This window comes from Mesorhizobium sp. M8A.F.Ca.ET.218.01.1.1, assembly GCF_004791165.1.
Taxonomy (GTDB): domain Bacteria; phylum Pseudomonadota; class Alphaproteobacteria; order Rhizobiales; family Rhizobiaceae; genus Mesorhizobium.
In genome coordinates, this window is record NZ_SRUZ01000005.1 from 303,265 (window position 1) to 320,743 (window position 17,479).

The following is a 17,479-nucleotide window of genomic DNA, read 5'->3' on the forward strand; positions in this document are numbered from 1 at the left end:
AAATACTACCGGGTGTTATCGCGATTTCCACCCGGCCGGGAAGATTTCATGCCGCGATCTTTTCCCGCGCCGCGAGAATCTGCACGCAGGCGTTGGCCGCTTCCTTGCCCTTGACCGAGAAGTGCTCGAAGAAGAAGCGGTGATGCTCGGCGCTGTCGTGAAAATTGTGCGGCGTGAGCACCGCCGAAAGCACCGGCACCCCGGTCGAAAGTTGCACGTTCATCATGCCGTCTATGACGGCGCTGGCGACGAAGTCGTGCCGGTAGATGCCGCCATTGACGACGAACGCAGTGCCGAGGATCGCGGCGTAGCGGCCGGTGCCGGCGAGCGTCTTGGCATGCAGCGGGATTTCATAGGCGCCGGGCACGTCGAAGATGTCGACGGCAAAGCGCCCGCTGCCGATCTCGGCCAGTTCGGCCTCGAACGCCTTCACGCACTGGTCGACAATGTCGGCGTGCCAGCGCGCCCTGATGACGGCGATGCGGATTGTTTCATAGTCTTTGTGGGAATGCTGATTCATGGGTCCATCCTTCCGTTTCGAACCAGAATCAGGACGCACGATACGAAATCCGACCCGCCGGGGCGGTTCGTTTTCCGTTTCGTTCTCTTCCATCCGGACTTTAACCGTCGGCTCCGGAATCACACCGGATCTGCTGACCCTTCCAACTGCTGGAAGGCGCTCGCGGGCTTGGGTCCCGCGCATGACCCCGAAAACCGGAAACGGTTTTCGGAAAGGCCTCATGCGCGACTGGGAGTCCTTACCGCCGGTGGGGACTTTCACCCCGCCCTGAGAACATTAACGGCTTTGTATGGAAGGGCAGGGGTGCCGCTGTCAACGCGCCAAGGGCTGGTGGCCGATCACGTTCTGTCGACTGGAGCAATGCGATGAGACGCTGGCTCTACCGGCTGCCACGCTGCGGCCGAGGCGGCAATCAGCATGAGCACCGCCGCGACCATCGCGCAGGCGGCAAAGCCGAAGTCGGAATAGAGCGGCCCGAAGCCGGTGGTGCCGACAAACACCGCGAGGTAGGTCACCGCGCTGTTCAGGCCCATGATCGTGCCCCGCCGTGACGGATCGAGCGCCGACAGGCGCATCACCAGCACGTTCAGCCCGAAATGATTGGCGAGCCCCCAGGCCGCGACCATGGCGAGCGTCAGGCCATAGCTGCCGCTGGTTGCGGCGATCGCCACGTAGACCATGGCGACGAGCAGATAGGCGAAAGGCATGACACGCCTTGCGCCAAGGCGATCGATGATGCCGTCGAAGAGCGCCGCCGTGCCGAAGCCCGCCCCGTATGCGAGGGCGGCCAGGCCGTTGGCGCTGACCGGCTGCCCAAGTCCGCTGTGAAGGTGATCGCCAAGATAGCCATAGACACCGTAGAAGGCGGTCATGAAGGCGCCGCAGGCAATCAGAAGCGGCACAATGCCGGGAATGTTCAGCGCTGCGAGCGGGGCGGGCGCCGGTCCGGCCTTCCTGACATCCGGCAGCGACGATGCGGTGAGGCCGCCGAGCGCCAGCGCGGCCAGCACGGCGACAGCGGCGAAGACGGCACGCCAGTGAACGAGATCGGCAAGCACCGCCGACAGGGAAACGCCGGCCACCATGCTGAGCGTCCATCCGGTCAGCACCACGCCGATCGTGCCGCTTTCGCGGCCGGGCGGAGCGATGGCCGCGGCACTGGCGTAGATTGCCGGCATGGCGACGCCGGCGGCAATGCCGGCGACAAGCTGTGCCGCAACCAGCGCTGTCACGGTAGGCGCGGCGGCGCTGGCGACCAAGGCCAATGCCAGCAGCAGCAGGGCCGCCTGCAGCATCCGGCGCGCGCCGACCCGGTCGATATGGCGTGCCAGGAACACGGCGCTCGCCGACGTGCCGAGGCCGAAGGCAGCCGCTGCCATCATCACCATGGGAACGCTGGTCGAGAACGATACGGACACCGCCGGAGCGATCGGGCCCAGCACCAGCGAATTCGAGCCGATCACGGCGATGCATCCGGTCAGCAGATAGGCGAGGGCCGGGATGGGCGGTCTGGTGTCCGCGCCCAAGGCTGCGGCTTGATCGTTGTTCGACATATCATCATAATGGCCGCATCAGATTCCGTGGCAGTCGGGAATATCGATATGGATGAAGAAACAGATGGCATTCCGCGGAACAGGCCGGCGGCCCGGGATGTCGACGCGACCGACCGAAAAATATTAGGCGTTCTGGCCGACGACGCGACGGTCACCTATGCCGAGCTTGGCGATCGCGTCGGCCTGTCGCCGCCGGCAGCGCATGAGCGGGTCAAGCGGCTCCGGCGCAGCGGCGCCATCCGCAACACGGCCGCCATCATCGATCCCAACGCGGTGCGGAAGCCGCTGCTCACCTTTGTCCACATCGACACCAGTGGCTGGGGCAAGACCCCGGAACTGATGGCGATCTCGGAATATCCCGAGGTCGAGGAGATCCATACCGTCGCCGGCGATACCTGCGTATTGCTCAAGGTGCGTACCGAGGACACCAAGGCACTCGAAGGCCTGCTGTTGCGTCTCTACGAGACACCCGGAGTCACTTCGACGCGCAGCTACGTGGTTCTGGCGACTTACCTCGAACGGCCGGTGCAGCCCGGCATCACGGCGCAGTGGCCGACGCCGAAACACCTGGGCAAGCCGCTGTATTAGCTCCCCAGCCGGATGGTCTCGAAATAGGCGTCGGTGCCGACCTGGCCGCCCTTCAGCGCGATCTCAAGGCCGTCTATCGCGCCGCCGCCATGGGCGACGCAGAGCGGCGACCCCGGTGACTGCGGCAACGGCATGCGCACGGTCAGCGCGTCGATGGCCAATTGTCCGAGCGCGTGGCTGGAGGTGTCGCCGCCGGCAATCACGGCGCGCTTGAGTTTCTGCTCGGCAATCAGCCTGCGCAGGATGGTTCCCAGCGCCCGTCCGAGTGTGTTCCGGGCGCCCTCGATCCGGTCGATCTCAGCACCGCGATCGGCCTGTGGACCAAGCGCGGAGTAGAGGATGACGCTGCGGCCCTTGGCCAGGCTCGCCAACCCGGCCGCGACCGCCTGCTCGGTCGCTTCGCCGGCGCCTTCGCAGACCAGTCGCATCGCATCCATCTCGACGCCGTCGAACCCGTGAGCAAGCGCGTGGCGGATCTGTTTTTCCGTGGTAGGGGAGACGCTACCCGACACCACGGCGAGCCGATCCACGGGGCCGGGCGGTGCGAATGCGGCATGCCCCGATACGATGCCCTTGGCCGCCCATTCGGCCAGCAAGGCATATTCGGCGCCCGAGGATCCGACGACGAAACCATGGCCCTTCCCGTGGATACGCCAGAGTTGTTCGCCGACGCGTTTCTGCGTCTGGTGGCTGTCGACGTCGAACAGGACGATATCCTTGTCTTGCAGGACTTGGTCGACCGTCTGCGCGAGATCGTCCGCCTGCAACGTTGCCAGGTCGACTAGGCCGGAACTAAGGCTGGTCTGGCGCGAAAGGTGGACGAGCAAGTCGGCCTCGTCCATCGGCGTCACCGGATGCCTGCTCATCACCGGATGCCGGTCGATGCGGAAATATGCGCCGCGGAACGCCGCGAAGAGGTTGCCGAAGGCAGTGTAGCGCTTGAGCTGTGGCGCGCCGACCACCATCGGCACGCTTGCCGCCTCGAAAATGCGCCTGCCGATCTCGGTGGCGCGGCCGATGCTGCCGACCGCCGGGCTGGAATCGAAGGTCGAACAGATCTTGTAATGGCAGACCGCCGCCCCGAGGCCTTTCAGCCATTCGAAGGCCGGCGTCAGGTTTTCCTCCATCCATTGCGGCGTTTCGCTTCGGCTGATGCCCGCCAGGCCAACCGCGCGGCAATGCGAAAATCGCGCCAGCAGGGACTGGTCGGGCTGGCGCATGAACAGCACGGTCGGCACGCCGCCGAGTTCGAGCGCCTCCATGACGTCGGTCGACCCGGTGAGGTCGTCGCCGTAATAACTGAGGAGCAGGTTTTGCACGGCCATGCTCATGCCGCCCTGCCGTCGCCGAATTTCTCGATCGATCGGGCCAGTTCGACGTGATCGCGGGCATAGTCCGTCAGCGCGATGCCCTCGACCGCCGCCTGCCAGGCCTGCAGCACGGCCCGTACGCCGGCGCCGGGCCCGTCCGGATGGCTGACGATGCCGCCGCCGCAGAGGTAGAGGAGATCGAGCGTGCGGCCAGTGCGCCGATAGGTTTCGGGCGCCTGGCCGCCCCACTGGCCGGAGCAGGCCACGGGCAGCGCGCAATCGTCTGATGAGAACAGCGGCGTCGTCACCGCCTTGAAGGAGCGGATGAAAGAATCGTCCGGCTCCCAATATTTCGAGCCGATGCCGTTGATCTGGAACTGGTCGACGCCGAGCAGCCGCCAGAATTGCTGCCAGACGCTGAAATCCATGCCGAGGCCGGGATGGCGTGTGAGGATATCCCAGCCATTGCGGTGGGCATGCAGCACCAGCCCGGAACGCTTTCTCAGATATGCCATGCCGCCGAAGCCGATGGAATTGATGTTGACGACGGCGCAATTGCCGCCGGCTTCGAGCACGAGATCGTGGTTGCGCATCATCTCGTCGGGATCGGCATGCGAGATGCCGAAGGCGTACATCACCTTCTTGCCGGTCTTCTGCTCTTGGTCGAGGATCAGCGGCATAATCGCCTTCACCCGCTCGCCCAGCGGCGAATAGGCCGGGCTCATCAACTTCTCGTCGTCCTTGATGAAATCGACGCCGGCCTCGATCAGTTCGCCCACCATTTCGGCCGTCTCATGCGGCCTGAGCCCCAGCGCCGGCTTGACGATGGTGCCGATGATCGGTCGGCCCTCGACCCCGGTCAGCCTGCGGCTGCCGGTCAAGCCGAACTGCGGGCCCGGATGGGCGCCCCGGTATTGTTCCGGCAGCTTCATGTCGATGACGCGGATGCCGGACAGGCCCCTGATCGAATAGGTGCCGCCGATGGCGATGGTCATCAGCGCCGACAGGTCGGTGCCGATCGCGTCGAATGGGAAGCCGATGTCAACATCGGCGCGCCGGAATGGCCCGCTGCCGGACCCGGGCAGCGATGGTTGCTCAGCATCGGGCAGATGCCGGATCGCCAGCACGCGCGCCGCCACGCGCGCCTTCAACTCCTCGGTCTCGCCCGGCAGCGCGACGAAGGTGCCGGTCGACTGGTCGCTGGCGATCTTGGCCGCCAGCGCCTCGATGCTGCCAGGGGTTTCGATGCGATAGGTAAGTGTGATCATGTTCGACCGGCCGCTCGAAAAGGGTTCGAAAAAAGTTTTGTCGCGCAGGAAATCTGGTATAATGAGTACATAAGTATTGCAAGAAATATCCGAGTCTCGGCAAGAGCGGGCGGGCTAGGGCAATTCCAGGAAAACCGTGCAACGGTTTTCTGTCCGGAATTGCGTAAAAGCTGGAGCGTCCCCGCTCCAGGTGCGGGCATTCCGGTAATCCTGCCGGGAATGCTAAACAAGAACCGAGCCAGGGAGTGATTCGTCACGATGAACCGTTCGGAGCCGATCGTCCGGCGCAAACTTTCCGACGAAGTCTTTGCAAGGCTGAAGCGGCTGATCACCAGCGGCGAACTGCAGCCCGGCGACGACATGCCGTCCGAGCGCGAGTTGATGGAGCGCTTCGAGGTCGGCCGGCCGGCGATCCGTGAAGCCATGCAGGCGCTGAGCAATATGGGGCTGGTCGCCATCTCGCATGGCGAGCGCGCCAAGGTGCTGCAACTGACCGCCAAGTCGATCATCAAGCAGGTCGACGGCGCGGCCAAGATCATCCTGTCCTCGTCCAGGGACACGCTGGAGCACTTGAAGACCGCGCGCATCTTCTTCGAGCGCGGCATGGTCAGGGAAGCCGCGGAAAAAGCCACATCGCAGGATGTGCAACTGCTGAAGGCAACCGTGGCCGAGCAGCGCGCCGCGCGCGGCGATTCCGAAGCTTTCATCTCCGCCGATATGAAGTTCCACACCCAGATCGCGTCCATTTCAGGCAATCCGATCTATGTCGCCGTCAGCGAAGCCACGCTGGGCTGGCTGAAGGAATACCACACCGAAATGCTGATCTGGACCGGCAAGGAAAAATACACGCTGACGGAGCATGAAGAGATCATCGACCGCATAGAGCACAGGGATGCCGACGGTGCCGAGAAGGCGATGATCAAACACCTCGAACGCTCGCGAGCTCTCTATGTGATGAATTCCGAGAAGTGACGCTCTAGCCGACACGCATAATGGCGTAGGGCGACATCACGAGATGGTCCTGGCCAAGCGTCGAAACATCGATCGGGACATTATTCGCCGTCAGGTTCGCCAGCCAGACGATGGTTTCCCTGGAGGCAGCGCGGCCGGCCAGCGCCAGAACTCGCGTCTCGTCACTGGTCGTGGCGGAAACATGCGTCAGTCCAGCCAACTCACAAAGCCCTTCGATGGCCCGGAGGATCGGCCGCGGCGTTCCTTGCGCGACGGGTTCGCCTGATCCGGCAACCACGCCGAACGGTCCGGCGAAGCTGGACAGTGTCAGCATCTCCAGTCCCGCAGGCGCGACGCGCGCGGCATAGCCGATCGTCCATGCGGCGGCGAATTGCGCGGCATGGCGGGGGTCGCGGTTCGCCATGGCGATGCGCTGTCCCCGCGAATTGTCCTTGGTCGCCCCACCATAGGGGTTCTGGCGCATGGCAATCGTCGATGGCCCGATGCGATACGGCTTTGTCCCGAAGATCGCCCGGGTGGACCGGGTGATGAAGGGAAGCGTCTCCAGCGACTGCATGACGCTGAGATCGTCGGCGGCATGCACGATCGGACAGGTGCAGTGGGTGATGAAATCGAGCTGGTCGGCGGGAACGCGCTTGCGGTTGAGCTCGGTGAAATAGCTGAACATGCCGCCGCCGAGACGGAGGCCGGGAAAGGCGCGGCGGGCGGCCGCGTAGACGTCCTCGAGCTGCGGACATGCCGGCCAGGGGCTGCCCGGCGGCGTCGACTGGCGGTCGACCGCGGGCGATACCGCGATGGCGTCCACCCGCAGGCCTACCTGGCGCAGCATATTGGCGACGTCGGAAAGTTCGGCGTCGAGGTCGCCGGTGCAGGCGGCCACGCATTCGAGCGTCGTCGAAGCGGGATAGGCGGCGGCGAGTCGGGCATGGGCGCGCAGCGCGTCGAGACCGTGGCCGCGCGTCGGATCGAAATGGAAAATCAGCTGCCGGGGACCGAGCCTTCCCAGCAGCGGTAAATCGGCAAGTGCCGCCTCCACATCCTCGGGATAGATGACGACGCCGATGTCAGGCAGCTTCGCGCCGGCTTGCCCAAGCTCGACGCGGACCGGCTCGGCCGGCACGGCCGAGGCGGGCAGATTGGCGTCGCCTGCGATGCTCAGGCTGATGGTCTGACGAAGGGATTGCCTGGCCGGCAGCACATAGGGCCATGGCAGCGCCAGCGGCCGCACATAGGTCTTGTAGGAGGCATCAGACCAGTTGCGCTGGTCTTCCATCTCGAATGTGTCGCCTTCCATCCGGCATTGCGCGACAACGCCGGGCCGCACCTGATGCGTGATGGCGCGCAAATCCTTGAACGGCTGCCACGGGTCGATCAGATCGGGCAGTTCCGTCTCTTCCACGCTGCCGTCGGTGTGCTCCACCGTCACCGCGCTGCCGGCGAGGCCGGCGATCGGATGCAGGATGCAGAAGCCGCATCGGTTGGTCTCGAAATCGCTCTCCGGCAATGCGGTCACATCGAAGCTGAGATTGCCGTCGGCGGACCCCTCGATCGTCGTGCGGAAGCCGAGCCGGCTGCCGCCCGGACCCGCACAGCTTGCCGCATAGCTGACGCGGAAGCCGCCATCGCGCTGGTCGATTGTGAGATCCGTCAGGACAGGCTCATAGGTGCCCCAGTCACGGTCGCGCACCACATAGGCGATGGCGCGCAGCACTTCGGAGCCGCCATGGCGGATGGTGCGCAGGTTGCCGTTGACCAGCTCCGCGCTGAGCGCGCCGGCCTGCAGCAGGATAGGCGCCGCTTCGGCCGTCCCGGTGCCGTAGAGATGGAAAGCGTCGGCCGTCATTTCAGCAGGTCGTCGATCTGCACCGGCGCGCGGCTTTCGGCGCCGGCATAGGCTGCTTCGACGAGGGCGAACGTCCTCAGATTGTCGGCTCCCGAGGTTGCCGGCTCCTTGCCGGATACGAGGCTGTCGACCCAGTGCTTCTGGATCGCCAGCACGCTTTCCTGGATGTTGTGCCATGGCCGCGAGGCCCAGGGCAGCAGCGGCGGCGAGACGTCCTTGACCGTGGTGCCGTTCTTGCCGGTGACGGTAAGCTGGTAGCCCTGCGCCAGCCGGATCGTGCCGTCGCTGCCGTCGAGTTCGACCAGTGTTTCCGGGAACGGCTCGGTGGCAAGCCTGGTGGCATAGCTGCAATCGACCACGGACGTCGCGCCGCCGGCGTGGTCCATGAGCATCGTCGCGACATCCTCGCCGGCGATCTTGGGATTGATGCGTGTGGTCCGCGCGGTCAGGCTCGTCACGTCGCCGAGCAGGAAACGGGCGATGTCGAGGATGTGGATGCCGAGATCCTCAATGATGAAGCGTTTGCCCGTCGCCAGATAAGGCTGGCCGGAAAACACGTCATAGCCGGAGCGGAAGGAGATGCGTCCGAAGAACGGCGTGCCGATCTCGCCGCTGTCGAGCACGGCGCGCACCGCCTGGATCGGCGACTGCCAGCGAAAATTCTCATGCACCATCAGCGGCACGCCGGCGTCCGTGCAGGCCTTCACCATCGCCTTGGCATCAGCGAGCGTCGGCGCGAAGGGTTTCTGGCAGATGACAGGGACGCGGTTCTCGGCCGCCATCTCGACCAGCGGCCGATGGCTGCCCACGGTGGTGGCGATGTCTACGAAGTCGAGCTTTTCGGCCGCGAACATCGCCGCCGCGTCCGCATAGCGCCGCGCTACGCCGAACTGATCGCCGACGATGCGCAGCCGTTCCGGATCGCGGTCGCAGATGGCGACGATCGAGGCGCCCTCGATGTCGCGCCAGGCATGCATCTGGTTGACGGCGAAGAAGCCGCAGCCGATCAGCGCTCCTCGCAACTCCGCCATGATCAGCCCGCCTTTGCCATCTGCATCAGGGTAACACGCTGCTGAAGCCGGCGCTGCGCCTGGTCGACGACGACGGCGACGATGATGACGAGGCCCTTGATCACCATTTGCCAAAACGAGCTCACCCCCATCATCACCAGCCCGTCCGACAGGATGCCGATGACGAAGGCGCCGACGATGGTGCCGCCGATCGTGCCGCGGCCGCCAGACATGGAGGTGCCGCCGAGCACCGCCGCCGCGATCGCGTTCAGTTCGAAGCTCTCGCCCGTCGCCGGGTGCGAAGCCATCAGCTCCGACGAGATGATCAGGCCGACGATCGCGGCGCAGAAGCCGGAAAACATGTAGACGAACATCTTGACCATGTTGACGCGCACGCCCGAGATCCGGGCTGCGCGCTCATTGCCGCCGACGGCGAAGATGTGGCGACCGAGCGGGGTGTAGCGGGCGAGGTAGGCGGCCCCCAGCGCCGCCACGACCAGGATCCAGATCGATACCGGCAGGCCGAGGAGCCGGCCAGCGCCGAGGAAGCCGAAGCCGGTGGTGCCCAATTCCGGCTTGCCGACCAGGTTGGGAAAGGTGCGGCCGTCGGAGGACAGCAGCGCGAAACCGCGCGCCACATAGAGCACGCCCAGCGTGGCGATGAAGGGCGCGACGTTGAGCCTGGTGATCAGCAGGCCGTTGACGGCGCCGATCGTTATGCCGACCAGAAGCGTGATCAGGATGATCTCGAAGACGTTGAAATAGACGGTGTAGCCGATCTGCAGGTCGATGCCGTTCAGCACGAGATAGCCGGCCACCATGCCGCACAGGCCGACGATCGAGCCGACCGAAAGGTCGATGCCGCCGGTGATGATGACGAAGGTCATGCCCATGGCGAGGAAGGCGTTGAGCGCGACGTGCTTGGCCATTAGGATCAGGTTCGCCGCCGACAGGAAGTTCGGCGCGGCGATCGAGAAGAACACCAGCACCGCGATCAGCGCGATGAAGGTCCGAAGCTTCATCAGCGTCAGCAACGCGGAGCCGCTGGAGGCGGAAGGAGCGGCCGCCTTGGCCGGAATGTCAGTCATCAGCGTTGCTCTCCATGTGCGGGGGCAAGTTGTGCGGTGGGTCCGTGGCCCAGCGCCGATGCCGCGACGATCGCTGCTTCCGTCGCCTCGGCGCGGTCGAACATGCCGGTCAGTCTGCCATTGCTCATCACCGCGATGCGGTCGGACAGCGCCATCACCTCGTCGAGATCGGAGGTGGCGAACAGGATGCCGAGACCATCGCGCGACAGCTTGCGCATGGTGCGGAAGACGTCGGCCTTGGCGCCGACATCGATGCCGCGGCTGGGTTCGTCCATCAAAAGCACCTTCGGTCCGGTGAGCAGCGCCTTGCCAATCACCACCTTCTGCTGGTTGCCGCCCGACAGCGACGAGACTTCCTGCGCCGGATCGGCGACCTTGATCGCCAGTTCCCGCACCATCTGCACAACGGCCTGCCGCTCGGCGCCGCCCCGGATATGGAACAGGCGTACGAAGCGCGACAGGCTCGCCAGCGTCAGATTGCTGGCGACCGAGAGGATCGACACCAGCCCCTCGCGCTGACGGTCCTCCGGTATCAATGCCAGCCCGCGCTGGATGCGGCGCGTCGTGTCGCGCTCCTTCACTTGCTTGCCGGCGATGAAGATCTTGCCGCTGGCATGGCCGTGACGGCCCATGATGCAGTCGAACAACTCGCTGCGCCCGGCGCCCATCAACCCATATATGCCAAGGATCTCGCCGGCGCGCAGCGCCAGCGAGACATGGTCGACCGCCAGCCCGCCAGTCACGCGCGGCAGGCAGATCTCCTCGGCGCGGAAGATTTCCGCGCCGGGCTGATGGCCGTCGGCTTTGGCGAAATCCTTGGCGTCCGAGCCGATCATCTGCCGCACGATCCACTGCGTATCGACGTTCCTCATCTCCTCTTGGCCGGTGATACGGCCGTCGCGCAGCACGGTAACGGTGTCGCCGATGCGGATCAGTTCTTCCAGGCGGTGCGAGATGTAGACGATGGCGACGCCGCGCGCCTTGAGGTCGGCGATCACCTTGAACAGGATTTCGACTTCAGCCGCGCTCAGCGCCGAGGTCGGCTCGTCCATGATCAGGATCTTGGCGTCGAGCGAAACCGCCTTGGCGATCTCGACCAGCTGCTGCTGGCCGATGCGCAAATCCTCGACCAGCATGTCGGGCCGGATGCCGGCCTCGAGCCGGTCGAGGAATTCGCCCGCCCGCTTTTCCTGCGCCTTGCGGTCGATCTTGCCCAGCCGGTTGGTGATCTCGCGGGTGGCGAAGATATTCTCGGCGACGGTCATGTTGCCGAACAGGTTCAGCTCCTGGAACACCATGCCGATGCCGCGCGCCACCGCATCTCCCGACGAGGAGAAGGAAACCTCTTCGCCTTCGAGCAGGATGCGGCCGGCGGTCGGCTGCTCGACGCCGGCGATGATCTTCATCAGCGTCGACTTGCCGGCGCCGTTTTCACCGACCAGCACGTTGACGGCACCCTTGCGCACCTCGAAGTTCGCCTGCTTGACCGCGACAGTGCCGGCATAGACCTTCGAGACGTCCTCCAGCTTCAGGATGACGTCGTGAGCGGGGCTCATGGCCTCGGCCCGATCTCGGCCTCCGCCGGCGTCACAAGGGGCAGGTCCTGGCCGCCTTCGATCGTATAGGCGCCGAGCACCTTGGCGGTCCGGCCCTCAAGTGCCTCGCGCGGCAGTTTGGACAGCACGGTCTTGTCGGCATAGGCGTTGAAGGCCTTCCCGAACTGGGCGAAGTCGATCTGGTTGGTGAAGTCGTTGAACTGGACGAAATCGAGGCTGTCCCGCAACGCCGTGCCGCGCATGGCCGGCCCGATCTGGACGCGCGCATCGGCCTTGCCGTCGCCGTCCACGTCGATATCCATCGTGCCCGCCCGCGACTGCGTGTTGGCAGTGATGATCTTGCCCTCGACTCGGACCGCGAAGGTCCATGGCGAATTCGTCTGCTTCCTGGGATTGCCGTATTTGGCGCCGGCCGCCGCCGGATCGGTTTTCGCCAGCGCCTGGACTTCGGCCAACGGTCCGGCCTTCTGGACGAGATAGGGGATGACCTTCGAGGCCCAGATGTCCTCGACCATCTTGTCTGGGTTGAAGGCAGGCGCACTATTTTCGCTCCGCGCCATTGGCGTCGGCAGGATCTTGCAGCCGCTCAGGCCAAGGCCAGCGAGCGCGGCGAGAGTTAGCCAGGTCAATGTCTTCGGCATGGCGATCAAAAGCACCCGGAACGTGAATGGAGGCGAGGGGCGAACCTGGGTCCGCCCCTCGCAATTATAGCGCGCCGGCTCAGTTCTTCAGCGCGAAGGTTTCGAGCTTGGCGGCATTGTCGCCGTTGATGAGCACGCAGTCCATCAACTGCTTTTCCTTCTCGGGCGACTTCTTGTTCTTGATGAAGTCGCTGGCCTGTTCGACCGCCATCTGCGCCTGGGCGTAGGCCGGCTGCAGCACGGTCGCCTTGATGCCGCCGGAGGTGATGGAATCGCGCACGTCGTTCGAACCGTCGAAGCCGACGACGATGACATCCTTGCGGTTCGCGGCCGCGAGCGCCGCATAGGCGCCCATCGCCATCGTGTCGTTGCCGGAGATGACGCCCTTGATGTCGGGATTGGCCTGGAGGATCGATTCCATCTTGGAATAGGCCTCGGTCTGGCTCCAGTTGGCCGACTGCTGCGCGACCATCTTCAGGTCCGGATAGTCGTCGATGACATCATGATAGCCCTTGGAGCGGATGCCGGCATTGGTGTCGGATTCCTTGCCGACCAGCTCGACGAAATTGCCCTTCTCGCCCATTAGCTTGACGAACTCCTGCGCGCCGAGCTGCGCGCCCTGGTAATTGTTAGAGACGATCTGCGCCACGGCGACGCCGGTGGCGTTGATCTCGCGGTCGATCAGGAAGGAGGGAATGCCGGCGTCCTTGGCCTTCTGCACAGCGGCGACGGTCGCGTCGGCACCGGCATTGTCGAGGATGATCGCCTTGGCGCCGCGGCCGATCGCGGTGTCGATCAGTTGGGACTGCTTGTTGGCGTCGTCGTCATGCACCAGCACCAGCGCCTCGTAGCCGAGTTCCTTGGCCTTGGCTTCGGCGCCGACGGCTTCCGCCTTGAAGAACGGATTGTCGTGCGATGGGGTGATGATGGCGATGAGGTCGGCCGCGTAGGCGGGCATCGCCGTGCCGATTGCCAGCACACCTGCGAAGGCGGCAAGCGTCATTCTGCGTGTCAGTTTCATGAAGTCCTCCCTTTGAAAAATCTGTGCCTCGGTCGTCGAGGCGACTGCATCTGAATTCGTCAGGCCGCGGAGAATGCGGACCACTTCGGCTCAAGCCGTCGATCGGCTTCTTCAGAGCCGATCCGCGCTCCCGTTCCCCGCCATCCTCCACTCGTCCCGGCTCGAACTCCCAGCGAAGCGTGCCCGATCCGAGCCAGCAACAATTTAGCCAACTGGTATGATGAGTCAACCACAAATTCAGGTGATATGTACCTGATGACTCGTTCAGGTAATCCGCTGGATGCTGGCCGCGATCTCTTCCGGCTCGAAGACGCGCTTCCAGTCGTCGCGCATCAGCACCGGCTTGCCGAACTCGATCGCCTTGTTGCATGCATCGGAGAACACGCCCTGGGTCTCACCGAAGATGACGGCGCCGAGCACGTTCATGTGGCCAAGCAGGAAATCGAGCGCCGCCTGCTGGTCGACGCCGCGCGCCACGACCTCGTCGACCGCTTCCTTCATGACGACCAGCAGCGAGGCGCACACGGTTTCCGAAAGGCCTGGCTCGAGCAGCGCCATCTGTTCGACGGAAACGCGGTGCGAGCGCATCACCGGCGCCCAGATGATCTTGGCGATGGCCTCGCCCTTGGCATAGTCGGCTTCCGGTCCCTGCATCAGCGCGCTGACCATGTGCTGCTTTGCCTTGACGCCGCCGAAATAGTCCTTCTTGGCCGCCATGTCGGTCTCGTCGTTGAAGATCGGCGGATGGCAGGGATGGGTGACGAAGTAGGTCAGGTCGGGACGATCGGGCAAATGGCCGGCGAAGGGTGCTGCGGCATCGAGCACGATCACCATCGTGCCCGGCGCAAGCTTGCTCTCGATGCCGGCCGCGACCTTGCCGATATGAGTGTCCGGCACGGCCAGGATCACCACGTCGGCGCCTTTCAGCGCCTCGTCGGCGCTGACCGTATCGAAGCCCAGTCCGGTCTTCAGCCGCTCACGCCCAGCCTCGCTGACCTCGACATGGCGGATCGTGTAGGGCGAGCCGCGGAAATTGGTCGAAAGGCGGTATCCCATTTTGCCGCCGGCACCGAACAGCGCGATCGTCGTCATCTAGCCCTTGCTCCCTGGTCTTGAACGATGGCTTAGCCGATCGTTGCCTTATATACTGGTATGATCACTCTACCACGTTTTGGCAAGAGGAAATCATCATCCGTCTGTCATTCCGGGCGGACCGCCTCGGGCGTCCGGATCGGATTTCACCGCGTCGCCGTCGCGTGCTGTAGAAGGCGGCCCGTCGCGACGGCACTTTCCAGCCCGGCATCGCCAGATCGAGGAGAGCAACGATATCCTGGACGATGTCCCGCGCGCCCCACGGCAGACCGCCGGTCTGTATGTGTGGTGATGATGGGGACGTGCAGGCTGGCGAACAGGTGGCGACGGCGCTTGTCGATCCGCTGAAGATCAACGTGCCTTATTAGCCTGCCCGCGATTGGAGTGCCTGAAGCGTCATGGTCCCCGGCCGCCAAAACACGCCCATGGATGCCATTATTCGCGGCGGCCCGCGGTGCTCACCGCACTTTGTCAGCGTGCTGGAGATCGCCAGGCGGCACGGCCCGGACCGTGAACGTTTGGTTCTGAACGCGCGCCTTCGCGCAACCGATTATCCCCGCTCGGGGAACATCGCCCTCAGCCCTTCGCGCGAGGCCTTGGCGATGCCGCGCTCGGTGATCAGTCCGGTCACCAGCCGTGCCGGCGTCACGTCGAAGGCGGGGTTCCTTGCCGGCGTCGCTTCGGGCGACACACGCACCTGGGCGATCTCGCCCTTGGCGGTTTTGCCCCAGACCAGCGACACCTCGTCGCCCGAGCGCTCCTCGATCGGGATTTCAGCGAGGCCGTCGCCCACTGTCCAGTCGATGGTGGGAGAGGGCAGCGCGACGTAGAACGGCACGTCATTGTCGGCGGCGGCGAGCGCCTTCAGATAGGTGCCGATCTTGTTGCAGACATCGCCATCGGCAGTCGTGCGGTCGGTGCCGACGATGACCATGTCGATCGCGCCGCGCTGCATCAGATGGCCGCCGGCATTGTCGACGATCAGCGTGTGCGGCACGCCGTGGCCGGCCATCTCCCAGGCGGTCAGTTGGGCACCCTGGTTGCGTGGGCGTGTTTCATCGACATAGACATGGACTGGAATGCCGGCCTCGACGGCGAGATAGATGGGTGAAGTGGCTGTGCCGTAGTCGACGGTCGCCAGCCAGCCGGCATTGCAGTGGGTGAGGATATTGACCGTCTCGCCCGGCTGTTTGCGCGCCGCGATCGCCTTGATGATTTCAAGGCCGTTCTTGCCAATGGCGCGGTTCAGCCCAACGTCCTCGTCGGCGATTTCACTGGCGCGCCGGTAGGCGGCCGTGGCGCGTTTTTCTGGCGGCAACGGCCGCAGGAAACGCCGCATCTCGTCCAGCGCCCAGCGCAGGTTGATCGCCGTCGGTCGTGTCTCGTGCAGCGTTTCCCAGACGGCATCGAGCGCTTCGTCGGATGCGTCATCCGTCATCTGCATGGCGACGCCATAGGCCGCGGTGACTCCGATCAGCGGTGCGCCGCGCACCCACATGTCGCGGATCGCGGTGGCGACGCCGGCGACCGTGCCGAGCTTCTCGATGCGGAATTCATGCGGCAGCCAGCGCTGGTCGATGATCTCCACCGAGCGGCCGTCGCCGCTGAGCCAGATGGTCCGATAGTGGCGGTCGCCGACGTTCAAATGCTGTTCTCCTGTTCGATCAGCGCGGCCAGGTTGTTGACCTCGTCAATGCTGTGAATCTGGTGCCGGTTGACGGCGATGTGGCGGCCGAATTTCAGCGCCTTCGCCTCACAACTGGCGCGTAGGTCTTCATCGGCAATGGTCTCGAAGTCGGCATTGTGGGCGAGGCCGAGGATGCGTCTGTGCACCTCGATGCCGGCAAAACCGAGCAAATCGGTCCAGATCTGGTGCAGCACATGGTCGAGCGCCTGCTCGGCGGCGAGTATGTCGCCCTGATCCTCGAACAGGGTCTTCTGGTAGAGCATGCCGGTGCGCTCGGTGCGCCACAGATGCGAGAACTCGGCGCGAAACACCGCCCAGGTCTCGACGACGACATCGAGCAGATAGGCGCGCATGGCATCGCGCTTGCCTTTCTGCTCATGTCCGCGTTGCGAGAAGAAGGACATCCAGAAATTGGCGAGCAGCATGCCGACATCGAAGGCCATCGGACCGTAGAAGGCGAACTCCGGATCGATCATCCGCGTTTCCTGGTCGGTGACCATGATCGAGCCGGAATGCAGGTCGCCATGTAGAAGCGTCTCGGCATTGGCGGCAAAGATATGCTTCAGCCGCTGTGCCTCGACCTTGAGGTCGCGGTCGGCCCGCAACTCGGCAACCAACGCGTCGAGCTGCGGGCTGGTGTGGCGGTTCATCTTGGCGTCGAAATAGGGGTCTGAGAATACGAGATTCTCGGTGATGTCGCAGAGTTCGACATTGTCCGCGAACAGCGCCAGGTCGGCCTTGCGCTCTTTGGTCGCCATCGACAGGTCGGAACCGCGGAACAGGGTGCGGGCCATGAACAGGCCGATATCCCGGGCAATGTTCGGCAACTGCCGGCCCTCGATCAGCGCCCGCCGCAGGATGATGTGCGGCGACAGATATTCCATGATGATCAGCGCCTGGGTCTCGTCGAAGTAATAGATCGCCGGCACCGAGCCCGGCGCACGCGCCTCTTGCCGGGTCAACGCGTGATACTCGAAGAAGGAGCGCTTCAGGGGCAGCGGCCAGCTGTCACCGACGAGGCGGACATAGGGCAGGGCCTGCTTGACGATGGCGCCGCCACTGGCGCCTTCGACGATGAACACCAGGTTCAGATTGCCGTCCCCGACTTCGCGGACTTTCCAGGCGCTGGCGTCCCCGCCGATCTTCGCGCACAGCGCTTCGTTCGTGCCGAGACGTGTTGCGAGCGTCTCCACCGACAATGCTTCGAATGGCAATTTCCCAGTCATCCTCGTCCCTCCCGCCTGTGTGCTCCGATCATAAGGGAGCCTTGGCGGCGGGGCCAAGCTAGGAAGCTGTCTGGCAATTGTCAATCGTGTTGACAATTGCCGAT

Annotated in this window: 15 protein-coding genes and 1 riboswitch; of the genes, 2 read left to right on the top strand and 13 right to left on the bottom strand. The window is 64.4% G+C overall.

Annotated features, from left to right (window positions below; genetic code table 11):
* Nucleotides 1-46: 46 nt before the first annotated feature.
* Both EN861_RS20155 and EN861_RS20160 read right to left on the bottom strand, forming a co-directional pair.
* A complete protein-coding gene (locus EN861_RS20155; RefSeq protein WP_135865208.1) occupies nt 47-520 on the bottom strand; it encodes a 6,7-dimethyl-8-ribityllumazine synthase in 474 nt (157 codons plus the stop codon).
* A 77-nt stretch (nt 521-597) separates the two neighbouring features.
* Nucleotides 598-799: riboswitch (FMN riboswitch) on the bottom strand.
* Nucleotides 800-858: 59 nt separating this feature from the next.
* Nucleotides 859-2,073 carry an MFS transporter gene (locus EN861_RS20160; RefSeq protein WP_135865210.1) on the bottom strand — a complete coding sequence of 405 codons (1,215 nt, stop codon included), beginning with the start codon at nt 2,071-2,073 and terminating at the stop codon, nt 859-861.
* 48 nt (nt 2,074-2,121) lie between these two features.
* On the opposite strand from EN861_RS20160, the gene EN861_RS20165 reads away from it, so the two are divergent.
* Nucleotides 2,122-2,661, top strand: coding sequence for an Lrp/AsnC family transcriptional regulator (locus EN861_RS20165; RefSeq protein ID WP_135865212.1), 540 nt, complete (start codon nt 2,122-2,124; stop codon nt 2,659-2,661).
* Here the strand turns inward: EN861_RS20165 and EN861_RS20170 are convergent.
* Both EN861_RS20170 and oiaX read right to left on the bottom strand, forming a co-directional pair.
* On the bottom strand, nt 2,658-3,980 hold the full coding sequence (locus EN861_RS20170; RefSeq protein ID WP_135865413.1) for a four-carbon acid sugar kinase family protein: 1,323 nt from the start codon (nt 3,978-3,980) through the stop codon (nt 2,658-2,660). The two genes, EN861_RS20165 and EN861_RS20170, sit on opposite strands and share 4 nt — an antisense overlap.
* An 8-nt stretch (nt 3,981-3,988) precedes the next feature.
* Nucleotides 3,989-5,239, bottom strand: a complete 1,251-nt coding sequence (oiaX, locus tag EN861_RS20175) for a 3-oxo-isoapionate-4-phosphate decarboxylase OiaX (RefSeq protein ID WP_135865214.1) — start codon at nt 5,237-5,239, stop codon at nt 3,989-3,991.
* Nucleotides 5,240-5,497: 258 nt separating this feature from the next.
* On the opposite strand from oiaX, the gene EN861_RS20180 reads away from it, so the two are divergent.
* Nucleotides 5,498-6,211 carry a transcriptional regulator NanR gene (locus EN861_RS20180; RefSeq protein ID WP_127277231.1) on the top strand — a complete coding sequence of 238 codons (714 nt, stop codon included), beginning with the start codon at nt 5,498-5,500 and terminating at the stop codon, nt 6,209-6,211.
* 4 nt (nt 6,212-6,215) lie between these two features.
* Here EN861_RS20180 and EN861_RS20185 read toward each other — a convergent pair whose 3' ends face one another.
* The 9 genes from EN861_RS20185 to mtnK all read right to left on the bottom strand — a co-directional run bounded on the left by EN861_RS20185 (nt 6,216) and on the right by mtnK (nt 17,375).
* Nucleotides 6,216-8,054 carry a hypothetical protein gene (locus EN861_RS20185; RefSeq protein ID WP_135865216.1) on the bottom strand — a complete coding sequence of 613 codons (1,839 nt, stop codon included), beginning with the start codon at nt 8,052-8,054 and terminating at the stop codon, nt 6,216-6,218.
* Nucleotides 8,051-9,085, bottom strand: a complete 1,035-nt coding sequence (locus EN861_RS20190) for a Gfo/Idh/MocA family oxidoreductase (RefSeq protein ID WP_127870633.1) — start codon at nt 9,083-9,085, stop codon at nt 8,051-8,053. Before EN861_RS20190 ends, EN861_RS20185 begins: the two co-directional genes overlap by 4 nt.
* 2 nt (nt 9,086-9,087) lie before the next feature.
* Complete coding sequence (locus tag EN861_RS20195; RefSeq protein WP_127277225.1) at nt 9,088-10,152, bottom strand: ABC transporter permease; 1,065 nt, start codon at nt 10,150-10,152, stop codon at nt 9,088-9,090.
* Nucleotides 10,152-11,708, bottom strand: a complete 1,557-nt coding sequence (locus EN861_RS20200) for a sugar ABC transporter ATP-binding protein (RefSeq protein WP_135865218.1) — start codon at nt 11,706-11,708, stop codon at nt 10,152-10,154. Before EN861_RS20200 ends, EN861_RS20195 begins: the two co-directional genes overlap by 1 nt.
* On the bottom strand, nt 11,705-12,349 hold the full coding sequence (locus EN861_RS20205; protein WP_127277220.1) for a DUF2291 family protein: 645 nt from the start codon (nt 12,347-12,349) through the stop codon (nt 11,705-11,707). Before EN861_RS20205 ends, EN861_RS20200 begins: the two co-directional genes overlap by 4 nt.
* 79 nt (nt 12,350-12,428) lie before the next feature.
* Complete coding sequence (locus EN861_RS20210) at nt 12,429-13,370, bottom strand: D-ribose ABC transporter substrate-binding protein (RefSeq protein ID WP_127277218.1); 942 nt, start codon at nt 13,368-13,370, stop codon at nt 12,429-12,431.
* A 264-nt stretch (nt 13,371-13,634) separates the two neighbouring features.
* Nucleotides 13,635-14,462 carry a phosphogluconate dehydrogenase C-terminal domain-containing protein gene (locus tag EN861_RS20215; RefSeq protein ID WP_127277215.1) on the bottom strand — a complete coding sequence of 276 codons (828 nt, stop codon included), beginning with the start codon at nt 14,460-14,462 and terminating at the stop codon, nt 13,635-13,637.
* Between the two features lie 550 nt (nt 14,463-15,012).
* On the bottom strand, nt 15,013-16,107 hold the full coding sequence (mtnA, locus tag EN861_RS20220) for an S-methyl-5-thioribose-1-phosphate isomerase (RefSeq protein WP_127277213.1): 1,095 nt from the start codon (nt 16,105-16,107) through the stop codon (nt 15,013-15,015).
* Nucleotides 16,104-17,375: an S-methyl-5-thioribose kinase gene (mtnK, locus tag EN861_RS20225; protein ID WP_127870636.1), complete on the bottom strand. Its 1,272-nt coding sequence runs from the start codon at nt 17,373-17,375 to the stop codon at nt 16,104-16,106. The genes mtnA and mtnK overlap by 4 nt, the downstream gene beginning before the upstream one ends.
* Between the last annotated feature and the right edge of the window lie 104 nt (nt 17,376-17,479).

Excerpts from the sequence above, each read along its gene's own strand:
- EN861_RS20155 (WP_135865208.1), bottom strand. The coding sequence starts at position 520 with ATGAATCAGCATTCCCACAAAGACTATGAAACAATCCGCATCGCCGTC.
- EN861_RS20160 (WP_135865210.1), bottom strand. The coding sequence starts at position 2,073 with ATGTCGAACAACGATCAAGCCGCAGCCTTGGGCGCGGACACCAGACCG.
- EN861_RS20165 (WP_135865212.1), top strand. The coding sequence starts at position 2,122 with ATGGATGAAGAAACAGATGGCATTCCGCGGAACAGGCCGGCGGCCCGG.
- oiaX (WP_135865214.1), bottom strand. The coding sequence starts at position 5,239 with ATGATCACACTTACCTATCGCATCGAAACCCCTGGCAGCATCGAGGCG.
- EN861_RS20180 (WP_127277231.1), top strand. The coding sequence starts at position 5,498 with ATGAACCGTTCGGAGCCGATCGTCCGGCGCAAACTTTCCGACGAAGTC.
- EN861_RS20185 (WP_135865216.1), bottom strand. The coding sequence starts at position 8,054 with ATGACGGCCGACGCTTTCCATCTCTACGGCACCGGGACGGCCGAAGCG.
- EN861_RS20190 (WP_127870633.1), bottom strand. The coding sequence starts at position 9,085 with ATGGCGGAGTTGCGAGGAGCGCTGATCGGCTGCGGCTTCTTCGCCGTC.
- EN861_RS20195 (WP_127277225.1), bottom strand. The coding sequence starts at position 10,152 with ATGACTGACATTCCGGCCAAGGCGGCCGCTCCTTCCGCCTCCAGCGGC.
- EN861_RS20200 (WP_135865218.1), bottom strand. The coding sequence starts at position 11,708 with ATGAGCCCCGCTCACGACGTCATCCTGAAGCTGGAGGACGTCTCGAAG.
- EN861_RS20205 (WP_127277220.1), bottom strand. The coding sequence starts at position 12,349 with ATGCCGAAGACATTGACCTGGCTAACTCTCGCCGCGCTCGCTGGCCTT.
- EN861_RS20210 (WP_127277218.1), bottom strand. The coding sequence starts at position 13,370 with ATGAAACTGACACGCAGAATGACGCTTGCCGCCTTCGCAGGTGTGCTG.
- EN861_RS20215 (WP_127277215.1), bottom strand. The coding sequence starts at position 14,462 with ATGACGACGATCGCGCTGTTCGGTGCCGGCGGCAAAATGGGATACCGC.
- mtnK (WP_127870636.1), bottom strand. The coding sequence starts at position 17,375 with ATGACTGGGAAATTGCCATTCGAAGCATTGTCGGTGGAGACGCTCGCA.